At 34.6% G+C, this 24,105-nt stretch carries 20 protein-coding genes; 5 read left to right on the plus strand and 15 right to left on the minus strand.

Going from position 1 to position 24,105, the window contains the following annotated elements; genetic code table 11:
* Window positions 1-8: 8 nt before the first annotated feature.
* Entirely contained in the window at window positions 9-347 is a 339-nt protein-coding gene (locus tag IJE64_RS03865; protein WP_292782285.1) for a heavy metal-binding domain-containing protein, read from the minus strand.
* A gap of 179 nt (window positions 348-526) precedes the next feature.
* Here IJE64_RS03865 and serA point away from each other — a divergent pair, with 179 nt between their 5' ends.
* A complete protein-coding gene (serA, locus tag IJE64_RS03870) occupies window positions 527-2,101 on the plus strand; it encodes a phosphoglycerate dehydrogenase (RefSeq protein ID WP_292782287.1) in 1,575 nt (524 codons plus the stop codon).
* Between the two features lie 37 nt (window positions 2,102-2,138).
* On the opposite strand, the gene IJE64_RS03875 is transcribed toward serA, so the two are convergent.
* From IJE64_RS03875 to IJE64_RS03890, 4 genes are all read right to left on the minus strand, one after another.
* Window positions 2,139-2,828 carry a Mov34/MPN/PAD-1 family protein gene (locus IJE64_RS03875; RefSeq protein WP_292782289.1) on the minus strand — a complete coding sequence of 230 codons (690 nt, stop codon included), beginning with the start codon at window positions 2,826-2,828 and terminating at the stop codon, window positions 2,139-2,141.
* Window positions 2,825-3,547, minus strand: a complete 723-nt coding sequence (locus tag IJE64_RS03880) for a tRNA(His) guanylyltransferase Thg1 family protein (RefSeq protein ID WP_292782292.1) — start codon at window positions 3,545-3,547, stop codon at window positions 2,825-2,827. Before IJE64_RS03880 ends, IJE64_RS03875 begins: the two co-directional genes overlap by 4 nt.
* On the minus strand, window positions 3,547-4,311 hold the full coding sequence (locus IJE64_RS03885; RefSeq protein WP_292782294.1) for an aspartate dehydrogenase: 765 nt from the start codon (window positions 4,309-4,311) through the stop codon (window positions 3,547-3,549). Before IJE64_RS03885 ends, IJE64_RS03880 begins: the two co-directional genes overlap by 1 nt.
* 65 nt (window positions 4,312-4,376) lie before the next feature.
* Window positions 4,377-4,781, minus strand: a complete 405-nt coding sequence (locus tag IJE64_RS03890; RefSeq protein WP_292782297.1) for a PRC-barrel domain-containing protein — start codon at window positions 4,779-4,781, stop codon at window positions 4,377-4,379.
* Window positions 4,782-4,945: 164 nt separating this feature from the next.
* Between IJE64_RS03890 and IJE64_RS03895 the strand changes: the two genes are divergently transcribed.
* Window positions 4,946-5,668 (plus strand): tRNA-binding protein, encoded by a 723-nt coding sequence (locus IJE64_RS03895; protein WP_292782301.1) that lies wholly within the window; start codon window positions 4,946-4,948, stop codon window positions 5,666-5,668.
* A 33-nt stretch (window positions 5,669-5,701) separates the two neighbouring features.
* On the opposite strand, the gene IJE64_RS03900 is transcribed toward IJE64_RS03895, so the two are convergent.
* Window positions 5,702-7,114 (minus strand): lactaldehyde dehydrogenase, encoded by a 1,413-nt coding sequence (locus IJE64_RS03900; RefSeq protein WP_292782303.1) that lies wholly within the window; start codon window positions 7,112-7,114, stop codon window positions 5,702-5,704.
* 49 nt (window positions 7,115-7,163) lie between these two features.
* On the opposite strand from IJE64_RS03900, the gene IJE64_RS03905 reads away from it, so the two are divergent.
* Entirely contained in the window at window positions 7,164-7,745 is a 582-nt protein-coding gene (locus tag IJE64_RS03905) for a TMEM175 family protein (protein ID WP_292782306.1), read from the plus strand.
* The gene (locus IJE64_RS03910) at window positions 7,735-8,307 is read left to right on the plus strand and encodes a TMEM175 family protein (protein ID WP_292782309.1); all 573 of its coding nucleotides are present in this window, start codon (window positions 7,735-7,737) and stop codon (window positions 8,305-8,307) included. The genes IJE64_RS03905 and IJE64_RS03910 overlap by 11 nt, the downstream gene beginning before the upstream one ends.
* 671 nt (window positions 8,308-8,978) lie before the next feature.
* Here IJE64_RS03910 and IJE64_RS03915 read toward each other — a convergent pair.
* The 6 genes from IJE64_RS03915 to IJE64_RS03940 all read right to left on the minus strand — a co-directional run bounded on the left by IJE64_RS03915 (window position 8,979) and on the right by IJE64_RS03940 (window position 12,416).
* A complete protein-coding gene (locus IJE64_RS03915) occupies window positions 8,979-9,161 on the minus strand; it encodes a class III signal peptide-containing protein (protein ID WP_292782313.1) in 183 nt (60 codons plus the stop codon).
* A complete protein-coding gene (locus IJE64_RS03920; RefSeq protein WP_292782315.1) occupies window positions 9,161-10,087 on the minus strand; it encodes a type II secretion system F family protein in 927 nt (308 codons plus the stop codon). The genes IJE64_RS03915 and IJE64_RS03920 overlap by 1 nt, the downstream gene beginning before the upstream one ends.
* Window positions 10,088-10,213: 126 nt before the next feature.
* Window positions 10,214-10,780 carry a transglutaminase family protein gene (locus IJE64_RS03925; RefSeq protein ID WP_292782317.1) on the minus strand — a complete coding sequence of 189 codons (567 nt, stop codon included), beginning with the start codon at window positions 10,778-10,780 and terminating at the stop codon, window positions 10,214-10,216.
* Between the two features lie 321 nt (window positions 10,781-11,101).
* Entirely contained in the window at window positions 11,102-11,365 is a 264-nt protein-coding gene (locus tag IJE64_RS03930; protein WP_292782319.1) for a type II secretion system F family protein, read from the minus strand.
* 258 nt (window positions 11,366-11,623) lie between these two features.
* A complete protein-coding gene (locus IJE64_RS03935) occupies window positions 11,624-12,076 on the minus strand; it encodes a hypothetical protein (protein WP_292782322.1) in 453 nt (150 codons plus the stop codon).
* 145 nt (window positions 12,077-12,221) lie between these two features.
* Window positions 12,222-12,416, minus strand: coding sequence for a hypothetical protein (locus tag IJE64_RS03940; RefSeq protein WP_292782326.1), 195 nt, complete (start codon window positions 12,414-12,416; stop codon window positions 12,222-12,224).
* 288 nt (window positions 12,417-12,704) lie between these two features.
* On the opposite strand from IJE64_RS03940, the gene IJE64_RS03945 reads away from it, so the two are divergent.
* A complete protein-coding gene (locus IJE64_RS03945; protein WP_292782329.1) occupies window positions 12,705-13,952 on the plus strand; it encodes an MFS transporter in 1,248 nt (415 codons plus the stop codon).
* Between the two features lie 155 nt (window positions 13,953-14,107).
* Here IJE64_RS03945 and IJE64_RS03950 read toward each other — a convergent pair whose 3' ends face one another.
* From IJE64_RS03950 to IJE64_RS03960, 3 genes are all read right to left on the minus strand, one after another.
* On the minus strand, window positions 14,108-14,323 hold the full coding sequence (locus IJE64_RS03950; RefSeq protein ID WP_292782332.1) for a hypothetical protein: 216 nt from the start codon (window positions 14,321-14,323) through the stop codon (window positions 14,108-14,110).
* A gap of 161 nt (window positions 14,324-14,484) precedes the next feature.
* Complete coding sequence (locus IJE64_RS03955; RefSeq protein ID WP_292782334.1) at window positions 14,485-16,212, minus strand: MATE family efflux transporter; 1,728 nt, start codon at window positions 16,210-16,212, stop codon at window positions 14,485-14,487.
* 11 nt (window positions 16,213-16,223) lie between these two features.
* Window positions 16,224-24,038, minus strand: coding sequence for a non-ribosomal peptide synthetase (locus IJE64_RS03960; RefSeq protein ID WP_292782337.1), 7,815 nt, complete (start codon window positions 24,036-24,038; stop codon window positions 16,224-16,226).
* Window positions 24,039-24,105 lie beyond the last annotated feature (67 nt).

A 24,105-nucleotide genomic window follows, 5' to 3' on the forward strand; every position in this document is an offset into this window, starting at 1 on the left:
GGTATTACCTACTCTTTTTCAACTATTACTGCAGTTCCATAAACAAGGATTTCCTGCATTACGTTAGATATTTCATTTGAATCAAATCTGATGGCAACAATACCATTTGCACCTAATTCTTTAGCATGCGCAATGGCTCTACTCAATGCTTCATCTCTTGATTCTTCCATCATTTTAACATATTGGCCTATTTCCCCACCAAAAAGGGATTTTACACCAGCACCTATTTGACCACCGGCACCTCTACTTCTAACAGTTAGGCCATATATAAACCCTTTTGTCTCAACAATCTTGAATCCTGGAATGTCATTAGCTGTTGAAATTGGAAATTCCTCTACAGATACCATGATTTCATCTCCTTGATTTTTAAAAGTCTGAACTCAATTCATACTTTAAATAATATTTTTTCACATTGAAATATTAAAATGTTTACATTAATTTAAATTTTAAATAATATAAAAAATATATATTTAACTAATATTTACTATTAAATATTCTCTTAAAATTAACAAATTATGGTGAAAATATGAAAGTACTTATTGCTGATGCTATTAACGAAAAGGGTATCGAAAATTTAAAGGAAGTAGCAGAAGTTGTAGTTGATACCAGCATTACTCCTGAGGAATTGGCTGATACCATTCATGAATATGATGGAATCATTGTGCGAAGTAGAACAAAATTGACCGCCGATTTAATCAAAAAGGCAGACAATATGAAAATTATTGCAAGAGCCGGTGTCGGCGTGGACAACATCGATTTGAATGCTGCAACCGAGAAAGGTATCATGGTGGTCAACTCCCCGGAATCCACTTCAGTCACTGTAGCTGAACACACTATGGGATTGATATTGAGTATGGCTCGTAAAATATCCATTGCTGATAAATCTGTTAAAGAAGGTAAATGGGAAAAGAAAAAATTCATGGGCGTTGAACTTAGAAACAAAACCCTTGGTGTAATAGGTATGGGAAGAATCGGTTCTCAAGTAGTCAACAGATGTAAGGCTTTTGGCATGGACGCCATGGCATATGATCCATATTTACCTGAAGAAGTTGCAAAACAGATGGGTGTTGAATTGACAGATTTGGAAACCGTCCTTAAAAATGCAGATTTCATCACAATCCACGTACCTCTTACTCCTGAAACCAAACACTCAATTTCTGCTGAACAATTTGAAATAATGAAAGATACAGCATACATTGTAAATTGTGCCCGTGGAGGAATCATTGATGAAGATGCGTTATATGATGCATTAGTTAATAATAAAATTGGCGGTGCCGCTTTAGACGTATACGAAGAGGAGCCACCTGCTGAAGATTCGAAATTATTCGAACTTGACAATATCGTTCTAACTCCACACATTGCAGCTTCCACCAAGGAAGCTCAAAGAGATGCTGCAATCATTGTAGCTGACGAAATTATTGAATTGGCTAATGGCAAAGCCCCTAGAAATGTATTGAACATGCCACGTATTGATAGCAACACCTATCAGGAATTAGCTCCATACATGGAATTATGTGAAAAATTAGGCAGTTTCATCTCACAAGGAGTCAACGGTAAAATCAAAGAGATTGAAATTATTTACAGCGGAGAATTAGCTGAAATTGATAACCTTGAAATCTTAACAAGAACCGTAATTCAAGGAGCTGTAAATCCATTCTTAAGTTCACCAGTTAATGCCGTAAACGCTTCCATTGTTGCAAAAGACAGAGGAATAAGCATTACCGAAGGTAGAAAGGACAATTCAAAAGGATATGAATCTTTAATTAAAGTCATTGCAAAAAGTGCAGATGACGAGTTCTCAGCTGTAGGAACCCATTTACACGAAGCAAGAATTTTAAAAGTAAATGATTACTGGGTAGATGTCATTCCTGAAGGACACCTGTTCATTGCAAAATATGAAGATGTTCCTGGAAGTATCGGTAAAATCGGTACAAAATTAGGAGAACATGATGTTAACATCGGAATTATGCAAGTTGGAAGAGATGAGAAAGGCGGAAGAGCCATCATGGTTCTAACTTTAGATAAAGAAATTCCAAAAAATGTTATCAAAGAAATCCAAGCTTTAGATAATGTTTATGAAGCTAACGGATTAGAGTTATAAAAAAACAATTTTCACCATATTGTTTTTTTTTATTTTCTTATTTTTTATATTCTTGAGTGATGTTTTTAATGCTGCCGTCAGGATTAAGCTCTATTTTGATTCTTCTAGGCGGTTGTTGAGTAAAAGATTCTAATTGATTTTGTCGCCTTTCAAATTCTTCATATTGATTTTCACGTTCATCGTCCAATGTTTTAAAGAATTCATCATCATCCTCATCGAAAAATCCAGGTTTGAATTCATCATCATCACTTAAAACATCATCCTCATCGAAAAATCCATCAGGGTCGTCATCAATTAAATAACCATAATCCCCTATTGTATAGTCCATAGGCTCCCCATAGCGATTATATGCCCTAAAAGTCTCCAGACTATAAGGCAGACACACAATCATATGGAAATAACCATATTTTGAAAATGTCTTTAAATCCGCATCCGAAGGGTGGGCGCTTGGTCCTGGATGTGAATGCACTGATCCCATATAACTGGTATTCATTGGAATCAGCTCCGTGTGAATAACAGCACCAGTTTCACAGGTTTCGCCCGGAAGAAACACCAGACTTGTGATATAGAGTATCCCATCTTTTATTTCACCGTCGAAAAAAGCTAAAAATTCATTGGGAAACGCCTGTTTGGCATAATAAATAACAGAGTCAAGAACTTCCCTGTCGATTCTCACTTCTTTAAATTCATCGTCATTATTTGGAAACAATTTTGAAATAAAACTCATTCTATCACATTTATTTGTCTAAAGAATTCTTCACTAAATTTAGGGATTTCCCAGTCAATGTAAATACTGCTTCTGTAGGAAACCTGATTCTTATTTTCCTTTTTATTGAAACCTACAATTTTTTTATTTTGCCTATATATTCCTATGCCCCTTTTCTTATAGGTTTCAACATCGTTTAAGTTAATGCCATTTTGAAACAATAATTCATGGACATCGCTTATGCCCATGCCTTTTATTCTATCGTTTGCCTCATTATTTGAGTATTTGGATTTAAGGTAGGAAATACCATGTGAATTAACGCAATTTCTCCAGGACTCATCCTGCCTCCATTTGAAATAATCCAAAATGTCTTCATCACTTATAGGAATGATTCTTGAATCAAAAGATAGAGGCTTTTTAAAATCAACACCATAATGCATTACAAAGGAGCTTGATGTGAAACCTGCAATAACAGAATTTAATTTTTCAATCCTGCCATCAAATGGGACCCTATCAAAAAGCAAGCTTATTTCATCTGAAAAAGTATAAATAAAAATAGGTGAAAACTCTTCAAATAAATCTCTGCATACCTGGGAGATTACTCTATAAAAATTTTCATCATAAGGCTTTTCCAATTTCAAATCACGGGCTAAAGAATGGAAACTTCTTCCATCTAGACGCATTACAATTTTGGAATTTTTTGGAACTTTTAGTGATGAATAAACTTCAAACTCTTTCATTACATACCCACACTTATAGTTTCATCGAAGCTTTTGAGCAATCTAATGGCTGAGAGGGCTGCCAACATGCTGGTTTTTGGATTAGCAGCACAGGGATAATTCATGGTTGTTGTTTTGAATTCTCCAAAGTCACCCCTTGCTGTAATCTCATGAACATTTCTATCCACACTTGGATCAACAATAATCTTAACATCAATATCCCTTTGACAAGCTATGCTGATTGTGGCTGCGACATTAATGTTGAGCGGAAACTCCTTAACGGCCTCGGAAGCCTTTCCTTCAAACAGCACTTCAACCTCATCAATATCCTTTCCAAGGGATTTTGGTGACTTGCGTGTGACAAGAGTCACTTCCTCAAGACCGAACTTGGCAACTGCCTTAATTCCATCCAAACCGACAATCGCTCCTGAAGGCAAGTGTATTCTGGCATTATTCCGTTTGGCTATCTGTTCAACTTCACTGTAAAATTCTGTGTCCATTAAAGCACCGATGCTCATTACAATCATGTCACGACCTTTACCCAACACGATTGGAGCATAATGCTTAACGGAATCCGGGGAAGCGCATTCAAGAACCAAATCGACATTATCAACCATATCATCAAAATCGAGAGCAGCCACACCACCGGCCAAACTTGCCAAATTCTCTGCCCTTTCAATGTCATTATCAAAAAAGTATGCAATTTCAATATCGCTATCCTCTGGAACTATACTGGTGGTTATAATGTTAGCTATAGCTCCACATCCTATAATACCTACTTTCATAGTATCACTCTAAAATAAGTTGAATAAATAGATTAAGAATTAAAAAAAGAATAAAGAAAGATTATTTATAATCTTTCAGACTCAAATTGAACTTGAGTTTCATTTTGTGGTTGAGTTTCGGTTGGTTTTGGAGCTGCTACTTCAGGGACTGGTGGTTCAGGATTAGCTTTTTTTATGTCCCTAGGATTGATTAACATAATGTCCCCAATAGCCTGAACTTTATCAAAATCAACAGTTAATAAATCATTTTGGAAGGATCTCATATCATTATCTTCAGGTGATTCGCCACGAATACTACCTAAAAATTGATTTACAAATCCTGCAGGTTTTCTTTCTTGTTCTATAGCTCTAACTTGTAATTTTGAAATTGTTCCTAACCTAATGTTAAGAATTACATCTTCTACACGACCAACATAATGTCCTGTGTTGGTATAAATATCTAAACTGCGTAATTTTGAAACTTCTACCATGTTAACACCACAATATAAAATAATAAATAAATAATTATGTATTATTTTATTTAATTGTTAATATAAATAGTTTATGTTTTTTAAACTTTTAAAATCCTTTATTTGCATAAAATTTATTTAATTATAAAATCAAAATATAGTTTAGACAATAAAGAGGACTTCAAATGTGGGATACAACAAAAGATTATAGAATTTTAGTGGCAAGCAAAGCAAGAGAAAATTACCTGAATCTAATTCCTACAGCATCATTTAGAGGAAGTTGGAACAAAAAGCAAGCCGTTGATTTAGGAAAACAAATGAACAGTGATTTTCAATCATTAATTTATTCTTACCTTGAAGGAGACGAATTGGTAAATTCTCCAGATGTTACGGCCCTAAAAGAAAAGGCCCTGAAGATTATCGAATATTTGGGAGGGGATGACTGGAATAAGAAATTCCTAAGCAATGCTCCTAAAGATGACAGGGAAAAAACCCAGGAAAACATCGCAAAGGTGAGATTTTTCCTTGACACAATAATCGGCCTTAAGGACAGGCTTGCCTTAGGCCCAATAAATGACCCCATCATGGGCATTGACATCAAAGTCGGGGAAGTGATGAGCGTTACAACCCATCCTAAAAACGAAAATCTGATGCTCTGTAATGTCAATTTAGGAAAACGAGCAATAACTGTAGTTACCAATGACTTGAACGTTAAGGATGACAATAAGGTAGGAGTGTCCTTGCTTCCACCGCAATCATTCGGAAACATTGTCAGTGAAGGAATGTTTTTGGGAATGAACGGAAGCATCCTCAAGGATGTTGAAGGAGAGCTTGGAGCCATGCCAAAAGGCATCCCAATGGAATCACTTAATGAGACCCGAAATCTCGTTGAAAACTATTTAAAGTAATTTTAATTAATTATTTTCTTTTTTTATATGGAATTATCTTAAGTTCAACCCAATCAATTTAGTTTTTGTCATTTCATCCACAGCATATTTTATTCCTTCTTTACCAACACCGCTATTCTTGAATCCTCCGAATGGCATGTTGTCAGTTCTAAAGGTGGACTGTTTGTTGACAAATACTGTTCCCGCATCTATCTCTTGAGCGAATCTCATTGCTGATGAATAATCATTAGTAAAAACGCCGGCTTGCAGGCCATATTCAGTGTCATTTGCAACTTCAATTGCTTCATCCAAATCATTTACACGAATGATTGGTGCCACGGGACCGAATGTTTCCCTTATGACCAAATCCATATCGGGTGTGACATCATCAATGACTGTCGCCTCATAAAATGCTCCGTCACGAGCTCCACCGGTCAATATCTTAGCGCCACTGTGAACTGCATTGTTGACAGTCTGCTGAACATGAATGGCTGCCTTTTCTGAAATCAAAGTTCCCAAAGTTGTTGACTCATCCAAAGGATTTCCCATCACCAGTTTTTCAGTTTCACTAACCAGTTTTTCTGCCAACTCATCGGCAATCGCATCCTCAACTATTACTCGCTTTACTCCCATGCAGACTTGGCCTGCATTCAAAAATGCTCCGTTTATTATTCCTTTTACAGCCTTGTCGATATCTGCATCATTTAAAATGATTACTGGATCGTTTCCGCCGAGTTCCAATGTGACCTTTTTCATTCCTGCTTTCTGTGAAATCATCATTCCGGTGGTTACGCTTCCGGTGAATGATATTTTGTCGATGCCCTCTGAGCAAACCAGATAATCCCCTATTTCTGAGCCATAACCTGTGACAACATTAACGACACCTGCAGGAAATTCCTCATTCAATAGTTCGCAGAACTTAATTACTGTTAATGGAGCTTCTGTTGGTGGTTTTACAATTACGGTGTTCTTACAGGCAATGGCCGGTGCAATCTTGTGAATTGTCAGGTTTAGAGGATAATTAAATGGAGTTATGGCCGCAACTACGCCTAACGGCACCTTTTGTGTGAATGCAAAAAATCCCTTACCGTTCAGACCAGCATCCAACGGCACGCTTTCACCATAGATTCTTTTTGCTTCTTCAGCTGAAAGACGTAATGTCTCTATAGACCTGTCAACTTCGACCAATGATTCAATAATCGGTTTTCCAACTTCCAGAGTCAATAATTCTGCAAATTCCCCACGTCTTTCTTCCAATTTTTCAACAACATTAAACAATTTATTTGAAACTTTAAAAGCTGACATTTCAACCAGCGCATCTTTAGCCTTATTCGCTTCAGCGATTGCCAAATCTGCAGTTTGCCTGTGGGCAATCGGAACTGTATCAATTACCTCACCATCATATGGGTTTTTAACTTCCAACAAATCATCGCTTGAAATGTGCTTTCCACCAATCAACATGTCCATCTTATCACCTTAATTAATATTTTATATTATGAAATAATAAATATTGACTATGGAAACAAATCGCTTTGAAACATTTTTCGATGCAATCATTGCAATCGTGATAACCGTTTTGGTTTTAAAAATTCCGCAACCCGCAAGTCCTACATTAGATGCCTTTCTGGAACTGCAAACAATGTATGTGGCCTATTTAATAAGCTTTTTAATCTTATATAATCTATGGTATGCCAACCACAATTTATTCCAGCTTGTCGATACGATAGACAACACCACCCTCTGGATTTACGGAATAATGACCTTTGTGATATCGCTCATACCTTATTTTACGATTTGGCTAGCAAACAACGTTTACTCACAGGCTGCGGAAACCATGTTTGGAGTGATATTCTTAGTAACCCACATACTAAATACATTGGCTACAAGAGCCGTTTATAGAAGCAACCCATATAATAAAAACCTGCAAAAAATCAACCACAATTCGTATTATTTAAATCTCCCAGTCATATTAATAGTTATCGGGTTTATTTTAACATACACAGTTTATCGGCCAGGAATCTATATTGCCTGCCTTGGCTCCATTGTTTTATGGATTATAATCGGCAGATTGATAAGGAGGGATAATTATGAAGACTGAAAGGTTTGAAGCGTTGATTGATGCAATTTTAGCAATCATCATTACAATCATCGTTTTGGAAATCCCCCTTGCAAGCAACGGCAGTTGGCAAGCTCTTTTTGATATAAAGTATGAATTTGCAATATATGCAATTAGTTTCATGATCTGCTTTAACTTCTGGAATTTTAACAACAACATTTTCAGCATAGTAAATAAAATCGATTACAAGGTCATCTGGACAATGGGGCTTACATTATTCGTATTTTCCCTGCTCCCTTACTTGACAACATTCGTTGCTGAAAATTTTTATCTGTTCTTCCCGCAATTCCTATACGGCTTATGCTTCATCATAACTGCAGTTCTTTCTTTATTAATTAGCAAATTCCTAAAAGACACAGATCCTGCAAACATCGCCCTGCAACTTGCATTAGACAAACATTATGCAATATACGGGACAATAATTTGCGTTGCAATTGGAATGATAATCGGATACTTCATCTATCCTCCCGCAGTAATGATATGCTGCCTGATTTCAATATTGGGAGTATGGTGCATACCAAAAATTCAATGCCATTTATCATGATGAGAGGAGCATTTCAAGTGTAAAGACTTGAAATGGCCAATTTTTTTAAACTACACAACAAACTTCCTTTTTTCAATGATTTAATTGTTATTTGGACATGTTAAGAATTCCAACCTAGAAAATCAAAAAATAAGAAAACTGATTTTTCCAATTTGGAAATTTGGAAAAAATATGGAGTTACTATCACCTAAAATTATTACAATAACTTAACCTGAATGATTTAAGTTAAGAAATATTGATTACTTCAAAAAGAATTTCAAGTTTCAACATGAATTAACAATACTTTGGAAAAATTACATGCTTTTAATTGAATATTCAGTGAAAAAATAATTTTTCAAAAAACCATGCCAATTGATGAATTCGAAATTCGTCAATGATAATACCCCCATCATGTGCAAAATTAAAATTTCAACGAAAAATTTCAACGAATCCTTTTAAGTGAAAAAAATGTTTAATCATCAATTGTTGAATTGAATCCATTGAAATTAATAGGGATGATAAAAAATAAAATGAAAATGAAGAGTTATTAGAAAAAAATTCAATTCAAGAAAAAAGCCGAAAATACTTAAATTCTAAAAAGGTCCCCTTAAACGACATAAACAATTGAAAATTTGAATCTTTGTCGTGAGAGATATGTCAAATATGTGAAAATCAAACAAGTTCAAAAAAATCTATTTGAAATATTTTTCCAAATTGTTTAGCTGATTATTAAATTCCCTAACCTCTTTTGATGAGATTTCACCACTCAAATCAGAGATGTAATTATTATACATGTAAATGGCCAATAAGACAACGACCATAATTCCGCCAAACAGCAATATGAACTCTGCTGATGCCTGTCCGTTATCATCCACTAGAATCCCCCCATAAGCAGACTTCCACCAAAGGCAGATATGAAATAGAATATTCCAAAAGCCGCTGCAGCAAGAGGCAGTGAAAACTTGATTCCTTTCTTAACGTCCCCATACATTATTATGCTGATTATGAAACCAACTAGAATAGAGTGGATTATCAAATAAATCTCGCCTGCCAAAGGTGCAGTTAGAATAATCTCCGATTCCATTCCATAGCTTTGCATAAACTCCGAATAGACTCCGACCATCCCTATTGCAAACGGCGTTGCAATAACTGCCGAGATTAACAGAAACATTACAGACATCATGACAGATGATTTTCTCTCACGTTTAATGGCAAGCAAATCGCGCAAATCATCAGACAAATCCAAAAGTACATTGGAAATGCTTGACCCGCTCTTACGACCATCCAAAATAATTCCAAAAATTCTCTCCAACTCTTTTGATTTTAAACGTTTGCTCATTGCTGTCCATGCTTCATCAAAATTTCGACCCATACGGATTTCAATTATTGTTCTGCGCATTTCGTCAAAGAGCGGCCCTTCCCCATACTGTGACATGTCATCCATTGCGTTTTCAAAACTCAGTCCGACCTGCAGCATGCTTGACAATTGCCTTAAAAAGTCAGGAGCAGTCTTTTCGATTTCCTGTGCCCGTTTTTCCTGCTGGACAATAACATACGTGAAAAGGCCAGGAATGACAAAAAGTGGCAAGATTAATACAGACACCGGCAGGTTTAAAAGTGTTAATATTAATGCCAATACAATTTCTGCCACCAAAATGAAAATTATGAGTATGGCTAAAACTTTACTTGCATCAGTAAAAATAGCTCCACTCAGCAAAAATTCCTGCAATTTGGATAGATAGTTTTCAGGTATAAAATTGTCCAAAAATATTGCTAAATCATCAATTATTTTGAATTTCATAAAATAAAATTAGACTTAAAAGCATATAAAGTGTTTGTTATTTTCTAAATCAATTTTACAAGGTAAAGACAATATTTAAAACCTTAAACTATTTTTCTTGTATTTCGAATATTCCTCGCAACAATATTAAAAGTCGAAATCAATGTTAATCTCAAACAAATTCTCGGTTTGTGCCAGTGTATTTACCAATCTTTCATCCAAATCGGCATTATTGTCCTTGAAATCGATTTCACCAAATTCCTCTCGAACCTGAAAAGCCAACTGGTCTTTATCCAAACTAAATTCTAAATCGTCGTCACCCGTATTTCCCCGAGCATCAATTCTAATCCATTTATCCCCATTGAAAACAGTATTTAAAGCATGAACAATGTGGCCCTGACTGTCGTCCTCGGCAATTGTCAGAAGCTGATAGCTGATTCCTGACGGAATTCCGTTTGCCCTTAGAAGTGCTGCAAGAAGACATGATTTTGCCCAGCATATTCCAGTTTTATTTATCAATGCTTCGCTAGCAGTTCTTGAAACGGTATTTACTCCAATATCCCATGAGTGAGGAATTTCATCCTTAACAAAGAAATAGCATCTTTTGATATAATCGGCTTCATCAGTTGACTGATTTTTTAATTCACAAACCTTTTCCTGAATATGAGGATTCATATAATCAATACTTGGTGTTTCAGTTAAATATTTGTCCATAAACGTCACCTAAAACTTATATGGGAAATTCACTTATTTTTAAATTCCAATTGTAACCCTTGTGCTAAAATTGGTTCGGATATCTAATATCCTTCATTTTCAAGTTTGATCAACCATTATACAATAGCAAAACATATATTATCAACTGTAATATATTAGCTAATGTATTACAAATGATAATATCTAAACCATATATTACATATCACAATACATTTAGTGTGTATTGTAATCAATAATATGTTTTCCAACACTTAAAAAAACTACCAATTTTAGATGAATCAAAACCACAGTTCATCATACCATCATAATGGAGACCCTCCGTTAAGACAACTCATCGTAGAGCGGTCCTTCTCCGTACTGAGACATATCTTCCATTGCATTTTCGAAGCTTAATCCAACCTGTAACATGCTTGAAAGCTGCCTTAAAAAGTCAGGTGCAGTTTTTTCAATTTCCTGAGCTCGTTTTTCCTGCTGGACAATGACATATGTGAAAAGAATAGGAATTGAAAAAAAGGGCAATATTAACACAGAAATAGGCAAATTTAGAATCGATAATGTTAATGCTAAAGCAACTTCACCTACCAATATAAAAATTATAATTATAGCTAAAACTTTACTTGCCTCTGTAAAAATAGTTCCACCAATCAAAAATTCCTGTAATCTAGATAAATACTTTTAAAAAATGATATTGTCCAAAAATATAGCTAAATCATTTATTATTTTAAATTTCATAAAATACATTAGACTTAAAAGCATATAAAGTGTTTGTCGTGTTTAAAAGCAATTTTACAAAGTGAAAACAAACTGAAAAAAAATAAAAAAAGAATTAAATAACCATGAAGATTATTTAATTGAGTTTATGATTGTACTTACTGGATTGTCAGCTCCTTCAGGCGCTGTTTCAGATGAAGGAATAGTGAATGTAATTATACATTGGTCATCCCCAACAGAGAAAACATATGTCATGACAGTATAATCATTTTTTTCATAATTCTGTTGACGAACCTCTTTGCTACCCACGGAATAGGTATCTTCACCTATAAATTTGTAACCTTGAGATTCAAGATTCTCTTTTGCATCCTCACTGTCTTTAACATCATCAGTAATCATCACTACGATTGCATGTTCGTCTCCTTCCATCAGAGTAATCATTGAACCATTGACTTCTTTAACTTCATATCCATCAGGAATAGTGAATGTATAGTCATCGATTGTGGTATCTTGAGCTACAACTATACCGACACTAGCAATGAATACTAATGCAACTAGAAGTAAAATCTTTTTGTTAATATCCATAAAAAACCTCCTTATTTTTAATTTATTATTGTCAAGAGTTATAAAGATTTTGATATATTCTGAATATTTTAACTTAAAATTAAAAAAAGTGTGAATAAAAATAAATTATATTTTTAAAAATGATGTGGCAAAACTGAAAAAATACCTAATTTTTCTTATTTTTAGAGTATTTCATTCTAATAACATTGAAAATAACTACAAGAATGAACAAAATAACTCTCCAATACCATGCCACAGGAGCAAAAAGCAGACAATATAGAAGAATCACACCTACAATCCCATGTGTAAGGAGATTTTTCCAATCTGTTAAATAACTTTTTAAAGCATCGATAATCTTCATTTAAACACGTCATTAGTTTTTACAGGATTAATTCACATTTTAACAAAAAAACAATAGATATTATTTCACAAGTTTATTTTTCAATCATTTTTCAGAAAAAACCTCAAATTTCGCATATTTAATTAAAGTATTATATTATCGCCATTATTAAAATAGCTTTCTTAAAAGCCACGACAAGCCAATAATGTGAAAACAATAGTGAAAAAGATATATATTATGTCCAACCTAAAATTACATATTGATTAGTTTTATCTCAAAAATCTAAACAAAATACGGGTTGATAAAATCATGCTAATGAATGAACAGACAAAGCTAGACAAAGACCACTATAGAATTTTTGGATTGAGCTGGGCAGGTTGGGTTTTTGATTTCTATGATCTGGTCCTGTTCACCTTTTTAATATCTCAACTTCAAGCCGACTTGAACTTCTCCGCCGAAATGCTTTCATTATGCCTGGGTATATCACTATTTGCAACAGGTTTGGGAGGAATTATTTTTGGAGCATTGGGCGACAAACACGGTCGTAAAAAAGTATTGCAATGGACAATAATCGTTTATTCGATAGGCACATTACTATCCGCATTTTCATGGTCATTTTATTCGCTCGTAATATTTAGATTCATTACCGGCCTGGGTGTCGGTGGAGAATGGGCTACTGGCCAGATCTATATCAGCGAAACATTCCCCGACAATTTAAGAGCCAAATTCGGAGCGTTCATGCAATCCGGAGCGCCTGTTGGAGTGATTTTAGCATCAATTGTGGGCGGCATAATAACTCCAATCGTCGGCTGGAGAATGACATTTCTAATTTCAATCCTTCCTGCACTCATGGTCATTTTCATAAGAAAACATCTTAAAGAGTCAGATGTCTGGATTCAAAATAGGGACCAATATGTAAACAAGAACATCTTTAAGGAGTTCAAGGAATTAGTCGCAAAAGAGCACAGGAAAATATTCCTCATATCATTAATATTATGCATATTCGGTATGTCCGCATACTGGTTTACGTATTCCTGGCTGCCAACCTATCTTGCAAAGGAAAGGGGCCTTGCCTTAATCGGATCCACATTCGGAATCATATTAATCCAATGCGGAGATTTTTTAGGATACACCACATTCGGTTTTGTAGCCGAGAAGCTTGGAAGACGTCCTGCATTTACAATCTACAGCTTCATCATGGCATTCAGCATATCAATGATAACCATCTGCTGGAACCAGATCAATGCAATCAACGATTTGATATTCGTATTCATGTTCCTAACAGGATTCGGAACAGGATTCTTCGGCGGATTCGGTGCATTGTTCTCTGAACTGTTCCCTACAAAAATACGAAATACCGGTGTTGGAACAGTATTCAACCTTGCACGGGGAGCACAATTCATCACCCCATCAATCATTACTCTTGTTGCCGCATACTTTGATTTAAGCTATGGAATAGCAATTGCAGCAATATTCGCTCTGCTGGTAGGTATTTGGATTTGGGTATTCCCAGAGACTAAAGGAACAAACATTAATGAACTGGATAAAGCCAATTAACTATTATAGAAGTCAACAATTCAAAAAAAATCTGTGATGAAAAAAATAAAATAAGTTTTTAAAACTTATTTTTCAAAATACTATAAAATTTATCCAATATCTTTTTGATGCGCCATGACTAAAAAAAATTATGCGAATCCAATTATAGGCCATTCCTAATACGTATTATATGCATCATATGCCGCATATAAACTATATATGATTGAAATAGCATTTCCAAATAAGCCTAATTTAACTATGTAGATTATAATTCCAATAATTAATGCAATTATAAACATTATAATCCCTTTTTTCTTATAACCATTAATGGCCTGACCTAGACCAGGGATAATGAATGAAAGAATTGCATTGACAAGTGCATCTGTGTTCATAACTTTACCTCCATTAATTATTTATCATCATTAATGATATTTAAAGTTTTAGGCATACCTAAATTTTTAGTAGATTAAAAATTATTTTTTTAATTAAAAAATTCCAATATCATATAGGCAGTCAAAATCGTGAAAAAATGTGGGATTTATGCCACATCCAATTAATTTTTAATAGTTATTACTGTACTGTTCAAACCAAGCACTCTTGAGTAATCAATCTTATCAGCAATCTTATTCAAAACACTGATATTGTCAAACTCCAACTTGTCATTTTCAACTACCGGATTGAAGTCAATTCCCGTGTCTTTTACAGAAATTAGAATATTATCCCCGTTATCCCTAACAATAACATCAATTGTTTCGACTTCATCGTTGGTGTTAATGATGTTTACAAGCATTTCTTCAATTGCCAGGCCCACTATTGTTGCTGATTTATTTCCTGACAGGTAATCCTGAACATCACGAGCCAAGTCTACAGCTTCCCGGATATCCCCTTTAATTGTATGCTCAAATACTTTTTCATCATCGTTATGCTTGTTAATAAAGAATCCTGAGTATTCACCATCTGTCTTTTTGTTAGTGTATCTTGAATAACCAACAATGACCAATATTGTAACCAACTCTGCAATTGCAAAAGAAATCCAAATTCCGTTTCCACCAATGGCAAAAGACAATATGGCTGCAAGTGAAATCGGCAATACAAATCCTTCAAGTAACGAAATAACTGTAGATATTTGATTTTTTTGAATTGCCTGAGCATAGAATGTGTATAAAAATGTAATAGCTGTTCCAACATAGCTTATCGCAAATATTCTTAAAGCATTCAATACAACAGGAACATCCGCAGGGTTTTTAACGCTATACAAGAATAACAAAGCTTGAGGATAGACAATGAACAAAATTGATAGCGCCAAACTTGATGCAACGACAATTTTTAAAGATCTTTTAATTATGTAATTTACTCCGGAATAGTCCTCCTCTTTAAAGTAAACAGACACAATAGGAGACATTGTCTGCGCCGTTCCAATCAGGAATATGTATAATATAAATAAACTGTTATAACAAATACCAAATGCAACAACCCCAGACTTTCCAACGTAAAGTCCTACTAAAAAGTTTATGACAAGCAACTTTAAAGTTAGGTATAATTGAGTTGATGCAGATGAAAATCCTGAAGTTACGATTTTCTTAAGGAAACTGAAGAAAGAATTAACTTTTAATTTTATAAATTCCAATGTGCGCTCCTTTTTAAGGAAGTAATATGAAATCAAGATAGAACCTACCAGATAACCTGTTGAAGTAGCTAGTGCTGCACCAGAAAGCCCCATATTGAAAAATTTAATATAAATAAAATCAAAGCAAATGTTAACGATATTAGCTATCAATATTGCCCTGAACGGCAATGTTGGAATACCATCTGCCCTTATGAAATAAGACAAGCTCATCATATAACATAAAAATGGCATACCAATAATCAAAGCAACGAAATATTTGGCAACATCTGAAACAAGCTCAGGTTGGGATGAACATAAAAATTGAGCGATGTTTCCTGAAAACAGCAATCCTACAGCCGTAATTAATAGCCCTATCGATATAAGTGAAATAATGGATACCGAAAAGTAAGTATTGCTTTTCTTATCATCGAATTCCGCCTTTGCAACGGAACAAAGTACACTGCCTCCCAATCCAATCATCCAGTAAAGAAGATTAACAAACGTGATTACTGGAGCTACAATTTGAATCGGAGCAAGATTACTTGCCCCTATTAAAAAACTCACAATTAAACCATCTACAAATAGACAGATATTACCTGCCATTGATGTAAATAATGTGGGGAGGAAAAATTCAGAGAATTTTGCCCTCAACAAATTATAATTTCTTTCATACATCTTTCATACCCCTAAACACTGAAGAAATCCAGATCATCCAAGAATTTAACAAAATTATAAATGTACTCCTCAGATACGAATGGCCATTTGATACCTAAGCGGTACAATGCCTGAATAGTGTAAGTATTGTCAACAGGCATCCATATCTTTTTAACCTTTCCAGAACCGATGGACGTAATTAAACCTGACACTCCTTCCTGTTTTGTTTTATCAGCAAGTGCTTCATCCAAAGCAGTTTCATAATCTTCTTCTTCAGCAGGCTCAATATCCAATCCCAAAGGTTTGATGATTTCAATAATATCTCCAAAGCAGACACTATGATGGTCATATGGATGGAACACTGTGCACTCTTTAGGTGTTTTTGAAAGGTTTATAATGGCCTTTGCAGTCATGTCAATTGGTGAAAATTCAACATTGCTCATCAACATTGAATAAGGCATTTTTCCGATTGTAATAAATGCTTTCAAACGATTGATGAATCCATTTGATTCAAAGTTGATTTGGAATTCGCTGTCTGAGCTTCTTGCCATCAAGTTTCCAACCCTCATGATTTTAACATCCAAATCATCATTGACGGCAGCTTCCAGGACTGCACGTTCAGCTAAGAATTTGGAACTGAGATATTGGTTGTCTACAGCCTGTCCAATGAATAGATCTTTCTCCGTGAATGGAACATCGACTGGAGGATAATTGTTTTTACTCTCACCTGCAATACTGTAGGTTGAAACTTGGACATATTTTGCATTTTTCATTTTTGCAAATTTAAGTCCGTTTACTACTCCTCCAAGGTTAATGTCTTCAATATCGGTTCCTGATGAGAAGTGTTTTACATTTGCTGCACAGTTAACTATTGTATCAATTTTTTCAGGAACCAGCTTTTCAAAGTCTTCAAAGTTAGTGATGTCCCCTTCAATAACATGCAATCTTTCGCCGAATAAGTCTTCATATTCATTGGAGAAGTAATAGAAGAGTAATGATTTCAATCTTTCTTCACCGCTGAGTACTTTGTTTGCCCTTATGAAACAGTAAACATCACCAGTTTCATTTTCCAAGATTTCGCGCAATACATGTATTCCTAAAAATCCAGTAGCTCCTGTCAATAATATATTGCCCAAACTATCTTGAATTTCACCATTGATTATTGTTTCAATGTCATTTTTAACAAGCAATTTGTTAATTTCAGAATAATCATATGTCAATTCTGATTTCTTCTCGACGGACTCATCAGATAAAATCAATTCCGCCAATGCCCTTGGAGTTGGATTTGAAAATACATCCCCATAATTTAGGTTATAATTGCGGTTTAACGCTTCCATAGTTATTTTAGTAACAAGCAATGAAGTTCCACCAATGTCAAAGAAACTATCTGTTACACTCACTTCATCAAGGCCTAAAATTTCTGCAAACAAGTTTGCAAAGAACGCTTCGACATCATTTTCAGGAGCAATATATTCTGTGATTAAAACTGGTTCAGGCAAGTTCTTCAAGTCTGTTTTACCATTCAATGTTTGAGGCATCTCATCAAGTTCCATATAAACAGTCGGAACCATATAATATACCAATTTCTCAGCTAATTTAGTTTTTAAATCATCAACATCGATTGAATATCCATTTTCTTCACGATTTTCATCCTTAAATTCATCATGAAGTGTGAAATAAGCACACAAATGGTCATTGCCTTTAATCTTTCGAACAACAACCGCTACAGATTTGATTCCAGGATATCTGGCAATTCCTGCTTCAATTTCACCTATTTCAATTCTTAGACCCCTGAGTTTGATCTGATTGTCCATTCTACCGAATACATAGAATTCACCGTCTTCAGTAACCTTAGCAAAGTCTCCAGACCTATAGAATCTAATTCCATTTATTTCATCATATGCTTCGGCATTTTTCTCAGGACGGTTCAGATATTCTCTTGAAACACCTCTTCCTGCAATATACAGCTCCCCAATAACATTTGGAGGCAAAGGATTGGAGTCAAAATCCATGATAAACTCATGAACATTGAAAAGTTCTTTTCCAATTGAAATATCAGAACTTTCAAGCAAAGCACCATTACAGTAAACAGTTGTTTCGGTTGGTCCGTACATATTAAAGATTTTACCGTTCGAATGCTCTGAAAGCAATTCATACAGTCTTTGTGGGAATGGTTCACCCGCAATCAAGTATGCTTTAAAGCCATACATTGTTTCCTGCATTGCTTCAATTTCAAGATATTGAAGTAAACGTGAAGGTGTGGCCACATAAACATTGGCGCCACTTCTGTGAATCAGGTCCATCATTTCAATAGGGTCCTTGTATTCAACATCATTGGCAAATACTATCGGAACACTGTTTAAAAGTGAACCCATCAATTCTTGCTGGAATACATCGAAAGCAACTGTAGTTGTTGATAAAACCTTATAATCTTCTTTTTCAAGATTGTGGACCAATTCATAAGTACAGATATTTCTTGGGTCAGGATATACGAAGTTTGCAATGTTTCCGTGTTCCAAGATTACTCCCTTAGGGAGTCCTGTTGAACCGGATGTGTAAATAAGGTAAGCCATGTTATTTGCTTTGACATCCGGATTAGGATTTGATTCATCGGTTTCTTTAAGAAGTTCATTAACATCCAATAAGTTTTCACTGTAGTCGCTTAAGTCTATGCATTTCTTATCGATTACATCATCGACAATGATGAATTTTGATTCACTGTCAGTTAAAACATGCTCAATCCTATCGGCAGGGTACTCCGAATCAACTGGAATAAATGCTGCACCAGATTTCAAAATACCAAATATGGAAGCCATCACATTACTGTCCCTGTTTAAGATAAACATTACCCTATCTTCAGGACCGACACCCCTTTTGATAAGGCCGTGAGCAATCCTATTGGCTTTCTTATTCAATTCATCATAAGTAAACTCACCATCTGTAGCATAAAGAATGACCTTATCCGGATTAAGTTCCACTTGTTTTTCAAATATCTTATTTAACCTGTGTTCCGGAACCTCATCATACTCCAAATCATCAACGCCCCAATCATCATTTTCGATGATTGAAATATCTTTAATTAATGTGCTTTCATCGAATTTTTGGAATTTGTTTAAAACAACACCAATGCAATTTAGGAACGTGTTAATTAAAGTACTGGAGTACAATTGATCATTGTATTCACAGAAAATTCTGTATTTATTGTCAACTTCAACTACATTAAGGTTTATTTTAAATTTCAATCCATCATAGTCAATAGATTGTCTTTCAACGTTCATTCCACCGATTTCGATGTCTTCAATGATTTTTCCATGATATGCGTATAATATCTCAGGAGTTATATCATATTCGTTTGAGATTTCTGTTAAAGGATATGAAGAATATGTCAATACATTTAACCATTCTCCATTGATGTATTCGAAGAATTCTTTAATATTTAAGTCAGAATTTAATTTTAAAGCTAACGGTAGAGTTTTAACCATCATTGCTAATGTTTTTTGTTGATTTGGATTGAATCTACCATTAGTAATTGTTGCGATTAATAAATCTCTTTTATAAACAAACTTGGATAAAACAAATGAAGTGGCAGCCAGGAACAGATTATTTTGACTGATTTTCAATTTAGAACAGAACTCATCAATATTTTCCTTATCCATGAAAATATCATCCATTGCAGCATTGCCTTCAGATTCATCACCGTTAATGTCTTGGGTGATTAATGTTGCCTCATCAAACTCTTTGATTTTGTTAAAGAAGAACAATTCAGCTTCTTTATACAAACTTGACTGTTCTGTCTTAATTTCGTTTAGGCAATATTCAAATCCGTCAAGTTCCTCCAATTCATAATCTTTTCCATCATAGATTTTGGCTATTTCGTCAAACAAAATGTTAAGAGAAGTACCATCAACAATAATATGGTGGAAATCAGCCAACAGCATTGAATCTCCAACTATCTTAAATCTGAATAGCGGCCCTTCATCCAAGATGAACGGTTTTACAAATTCATTCTCATCGGCTTTTCCAACAATTTCAATCAAATCATCCACTTTCAGATTATCCCTTCTTTGTTGGTAGACTTCCCCGTTTTCCATTACAATTCTTGTTTTTAAGTATGGGTGATTGTTAATAGCTGTAACAATTGCTGACTTAAGTTTTTCTGCATCAATATTCTCACCAAATTCCATTTTCTTTGGAAGATTATAGGCAGTGTTTTCTGGGTCTTTGATGCAGTCAAAGTATACTCCAAGCTGATTTGAAGTCAACGGATATAATTCCTGAACTTCAGTTGACTCATCATCAGTTATTTTTATTTCAGAAGCTATCTTCTCAATAGTTTTATAACTTAAGATTTCTGTAACGTTCAATTGTGCATTTAGATTGTTATAAATTGCTGAAGTTAATTTGATTACAGATAGGGAAGTCAATCCAATACTGAACAAATCAGTGTTCACACCAAACTCATCGATGCCCAAGATTTCGCAAACAATATTAAACAGTTCATTTTCAATATCATTTCTTGGTTTTATGAATTCATCAACATCAATTTCCGGATCAGGCAAGTTTTTAAAGTCTGTCTTTCCATTAGGTGTTTTCGGGAATTCATCAAGCTGTGTGAAATATGATGGAACCATATATTCAGGCAGCGAATCGATTAAATGTTTCTTTAAATCATCCATGTCGACATCATCTGTAGCTGTGAAATAAGCGCAAAGATGCTCAATTGAGTTGATTTTCTTAACAATGACCTTTGAAAGGGTCACATTTTCATAATTTGCAATTGCCCCTTCGATTTCTGACAATTCAATTCTCAAACCTCTAAGTTTAATTTGAGTATCATTACGTCCTAAAACATATAATTCTCCAGCATCGTCTTTCTTACCTAAATCGCCAGTATTATAATAAGGAATATTGTTTAATTCCATGAACACCTTGTCTGTTTGTTCTTGATTGTTTAGGTAACCTCTTGCAATTCCAGCACCACCAACATAGATTTCACCAGACACGTAAGCAGGAAGCTGATTTCCATCAATATCCATTACCTTATCAACAACATTCAGCATTTTCCATCCTGCAGTGACATTAGGAGAATCGATTAACTTATAATGTGAAGCGATAGTTACTTCTGTTGGCCCATATGAGTTGTAAATGTCTGCATCAGTGTATTTTGATAACCTATCGTATAGCACTGGCGGGAATCCTTCCCCTCCCACAATAATCACATTGCAGTTTCCAACAACATCCTGGATCTCTTCCAGTTGCAGGTATTCAAGCAATCTTGTCGGTGTTGAACCGAACCCTTCAGCACCAGTCTTTTTGAACAGTTCAACCAATTCCAAAGGATCAATAGCCTGCTCATCATTAGCGAACACTACTGGAAGTCCGTTTAATATTGTACCGAAGACTTCTCTTAAAAATACAATGAATGAAACTGTGGAAATTGAAATGAACTTATTGCACTTACGGTTCAACTCGTAAATTGGAACATTCTCCTCAACATTAGCAATATAGTTTGAGATACCCCTATGAGTAATCATTACTCCTTTAGGCTTTCCGGTGGAGCCTGATGTGTAAATCAGGAAGCACAGATTGTCAGGAGTCAAATCAATTTGAGGGTTTGAATCGTCATCTTCCTTAAGCAGTTCATCAACATCGATTCTATTTTCACCATCATAATCAATATCTGACGAAGTAACGACGAACTTTGAATCACTGTCTTCTAGAATTTGGTTGATTCTGTTTTTAGGATAATTCGGATCAATCGGGATGAATGCAGCCCCTGCCTTAACGATACCTAAAACAGTGGCAATCAAATCACTGTTTCTCCTCATCATGAACATTACCCTGTCTTCGACATTGACTCCATTTTTGATTAAACCATTGGCGATTTTATTTGCCTTTCTGTTTAATTCACCATATGTCAGTTCACCATCCTCTGCATAGAGTATTGTTTTTTGAGGATTTTCGCTTGCAATATTTTCAAATATCTTATTTACCAATCCCTCATTTGCAAGCTCTATCTTAAATCCTTCATCCAATTCCAAATTCTCACGTATTGAAATATCTTTAAGCGGATCATCTTCTGATGAGAACCTATCCAATAACACATCCATAGCATTTAAAAACGCTTCCATCAATTCTTTTGAATAGAATGATTCATCATAGCTGATGTTAATGTTGCCGCTTTCAAAATTGAATACCAATTTGTAGTCTTTTTTAGCATATTCATCGATGACGAACAATATTTCGCTTTCAAAGTTTAATTTTTGATTGTTTAAAAGTGGATAGTTGTTATATTCCTCAAAATATTGTTTAAAATCGTCCAAGTATTCTTTAACAGTCAAATCAGTGTTGAAGTGATATCCTGCAGCAACACGATTATAGGCGATTAAAATATCCTTTGAAAATGAGAATTTGGTTAGATTATATAGGAAAGTTGCAAGCAAAAATTTCTCTTTAGATAACCTATATCTGTTTGCTAAATTCTTTAATTTATCAATGTCAATTGATTTAGATATTTTCTTAAAATTAATTTTATCCCCATTAACATCTGGGGAAATGGCAGTTGGATTATCAAATGAGTTAATCAAATTATTATAATAGTTTTCAGCTTTGAAGAAGTCAACGACGTTTATGTTATAATCCTTGCATTTTTTGGAGGAATCTTCATAAACCTGCTTTGCCAAATCCTTAATGCCTTCTGCAATGAGACCTATTTCCTTTGAGTTGAAACAGGACTTGTCGTATTCAATGAATATTGATTGCAATCCATTTTTATCCGAATAATTCTTGTTTATCCTGAAATGAAGAGGGAATTTGATGTCCTTTTGAAGTGTTAGGAATTTTGAATCATAATTTGTGGAATTTGATACGATTGAAATCATTGAAATGCAATCCGGATCAATTCCAACGTTTCTTAAGTCAGTTGTATACTCACTGAATTGCAGTTTTGCATGAGACAATCCTTCTTTTAGAACTGCTTTTGAATAGGCCAGCAAATCATCAAATGTCAACTCCTCGTCATATTTCAATCTTAAAGGAATTGTATTTACAAACATTCCAAGGGCATCATCCTGGCCGAAGTATCTTCCATGGACAGATGTATTTAAGACCAAATCTTTAAATAGCTCGTTGCCCTTTTTAGATTTTGCGAAATACAAAAAGTTAAGTGCTAGTGCTGTAACGAACGGGGAATATTCAAAATTCGGCGTTTTATCTAAAAGAACTTCCAAATATCCGAGTTGAGAGTCATCAAATGAATACCAATCCTGAGAATAATCTTTTAAGGCATCCAACCAATATTCTTTATCAACATTAGCCTCATCCGAATTTAAATAATCAATTTCCGCATCGACATAAGTTTCATAAGAATAATCAATCGGGACGTATTCCTCATCATTTTTTACACAATCGATATATTTTTCAATTTCCTGCGGAACGATTGAAAACAGAGAGGTTCCATCAAGCAAAATGTGTTGAACAACCCCTATGAGAACTGCTGAAGAAGAAGTTTTTAAGACGGCCCATTTATATAATGGAGAATCAAAAACATCATCAAACGGCTTATCCAAATAGTCCTTGATAAACTCATCAAGGTTTTCATCATTTACTTCAAATGTTTCAACATTCACATCAACATCATCAGCATAATATTGTTTGAAATCACCGTTTTCATCATATTTAATCTGCAAGTTTAAATATTCCCGACAAATGGTTTCAATAGCTGAATTCACATACTCAAAATCATCCAAATCATAATCTTTCCCAAATTTAAGATAAAAAGAATCGTTATTTGGATTGTTCAATTCTGAGAACAATAGCATTTTCTGTGCAGAAGATAAATTATACATAACTACTAAATCCTCCAAATTCTCCTATTATTTATAATTTCTATTAAATAAAATATTTAAAAGTTAA

Source organism: Methanobrevibacter sp., assembly GCF_017409525.1.
In the GTDB taxonomy this organism is placed as follows: domain Archaea; phylum Methanobacteriota; class Methanobacteria; order Methanobacteriales; family Methanobacteriaceae; genus Methanocatella.

Excerpts from the sequence above, each read along its gene's own strand:
- IJE64_RS03935 (WP_292782322.1), bottom strand. The coding sequence starts at position 12,076 with ATGGATATTAACAAAAAGATTTTACTTCTAGTTGCATTAGTATTCATT.
- IJE64_RS03895 (WP_292782301.1), top strand. The coding sequence starts at position 4,946 with ATGTGGGATACAACAAAAGATTATAGAATTTTAGTGGCAAGCAAAGCA.
- IJE64_RS03910 (WP_292782309.1), top strand. The coding sequence starts at position 7,735 with ATGAAGACTGAAAGGTTTGAAGCGTTGATTGATGCAATTTTAGCAATC.
- IJE64_RS03945 (WP_292782329.1), top strand. The coding sequence starts at position 12,705 with ATGCTAATGAATGAACAGACAAAGCTAGACAAAGACCACTATAGAATT.
- IJE64_RS03940 (WP_292782326.1), bottom strand. The coding sequence starts at position 12,416 with ATGAAGATTATCGATGCTTTAAAAAGTTATTTAACAGATTGGAAAAAT.
- IJE64_RS03905 (WP_292782306.1), top strand. The coding sequence starts at position 7,164 with ATGGAAACAAATCGCTTTGAAACATTTTTCGATGCAATCATTGCAATC.
- IJE64_RS03885 (WP_292782294.1), bottom strand. The coding sequence starts at position 4,311 with ATGAAAGTAGGTATTATAGGATGTGGAGCTATAGCTAACATTATAACC.
- IJE64_RS03900 (WP_292782303.1), bottom strand. The coding sequence starts at position 7,114 with ATGGACATGTTGATTGGTGGAAAGCACATTTCAAGCGATGATTTGTTG.
- IJE64_RS03875 (WP_292782289.1), bottom strand. The coding sequence starts at position 2,828 with ATGAGTTTTATTTCAAAATTGTTTCCAAATAATGACGATGAATTTAAA.
- IJE64_RS03865 (WP_292782285.1), bottom strand. The coding sequence starts at position 347 with ATGGTATCTGTAGAGGAATTTCCAATTTCAACAGCTAATGACATTCCA.
- IJE64_RS03960 (WP_292782337.1), bottom strand. The coding sequence starts at position 24,038 with ATGTATAATTTATCTTCTGCACAGAAAATGCTATTGTTCTCAGAATTG.
- IJE64_RS03925 (WP_292782317.1), bottom strand. The coding sequence starts at position 10,780 with ATGGACAAATATTTAACTGAAACACCAAGTATTGATTATATGAATCCT.
- IJE64_RS03920 (WP_292782315.1), bottom strand. The coding sequence starts at position 10,087 with ATGAAATTCAAAATAATTGATGATTTAGCAATATTTTTGGACAATTTT.
- serA (WP_292782287.1), top strand. The coding sequence starts at position 527 with ATGAAAGTACTTATTGCTGATGCTATTAACGAAAAGGGTATCGAAAAT.
- IJE64_RS03880 (WP_292782292.1), bottom strand. The coding sequence starts at position 3,547 with ATGAAAGAGTTTGAAGTTTATTCATCACTAAAAGTTCCAAAAAATTCC.
- IJE64_RS03950 (WP_292782332.1), bottom strand. The coding sequence starts at position 14,323 with ATGAACACAGATGCACTTGTCAATGCAATTCTTTCATTCATTATCCCT.
- IJE64_RS03955 (WP_292782334.1), bottom strand. The coding sequence starts at position 16,212 with ATGTATGAAAGAAATTATAATTTGTTGAGGGCAAAATTCTCTGAATTT.
- IJE64_RS03890 (WP_292782297.1), bottom strand. The coding sequence starts at position 4,781 with ATGGTAGAAGTTTCAAAATTACGCAGTTTAGATATTTATACCAACACA.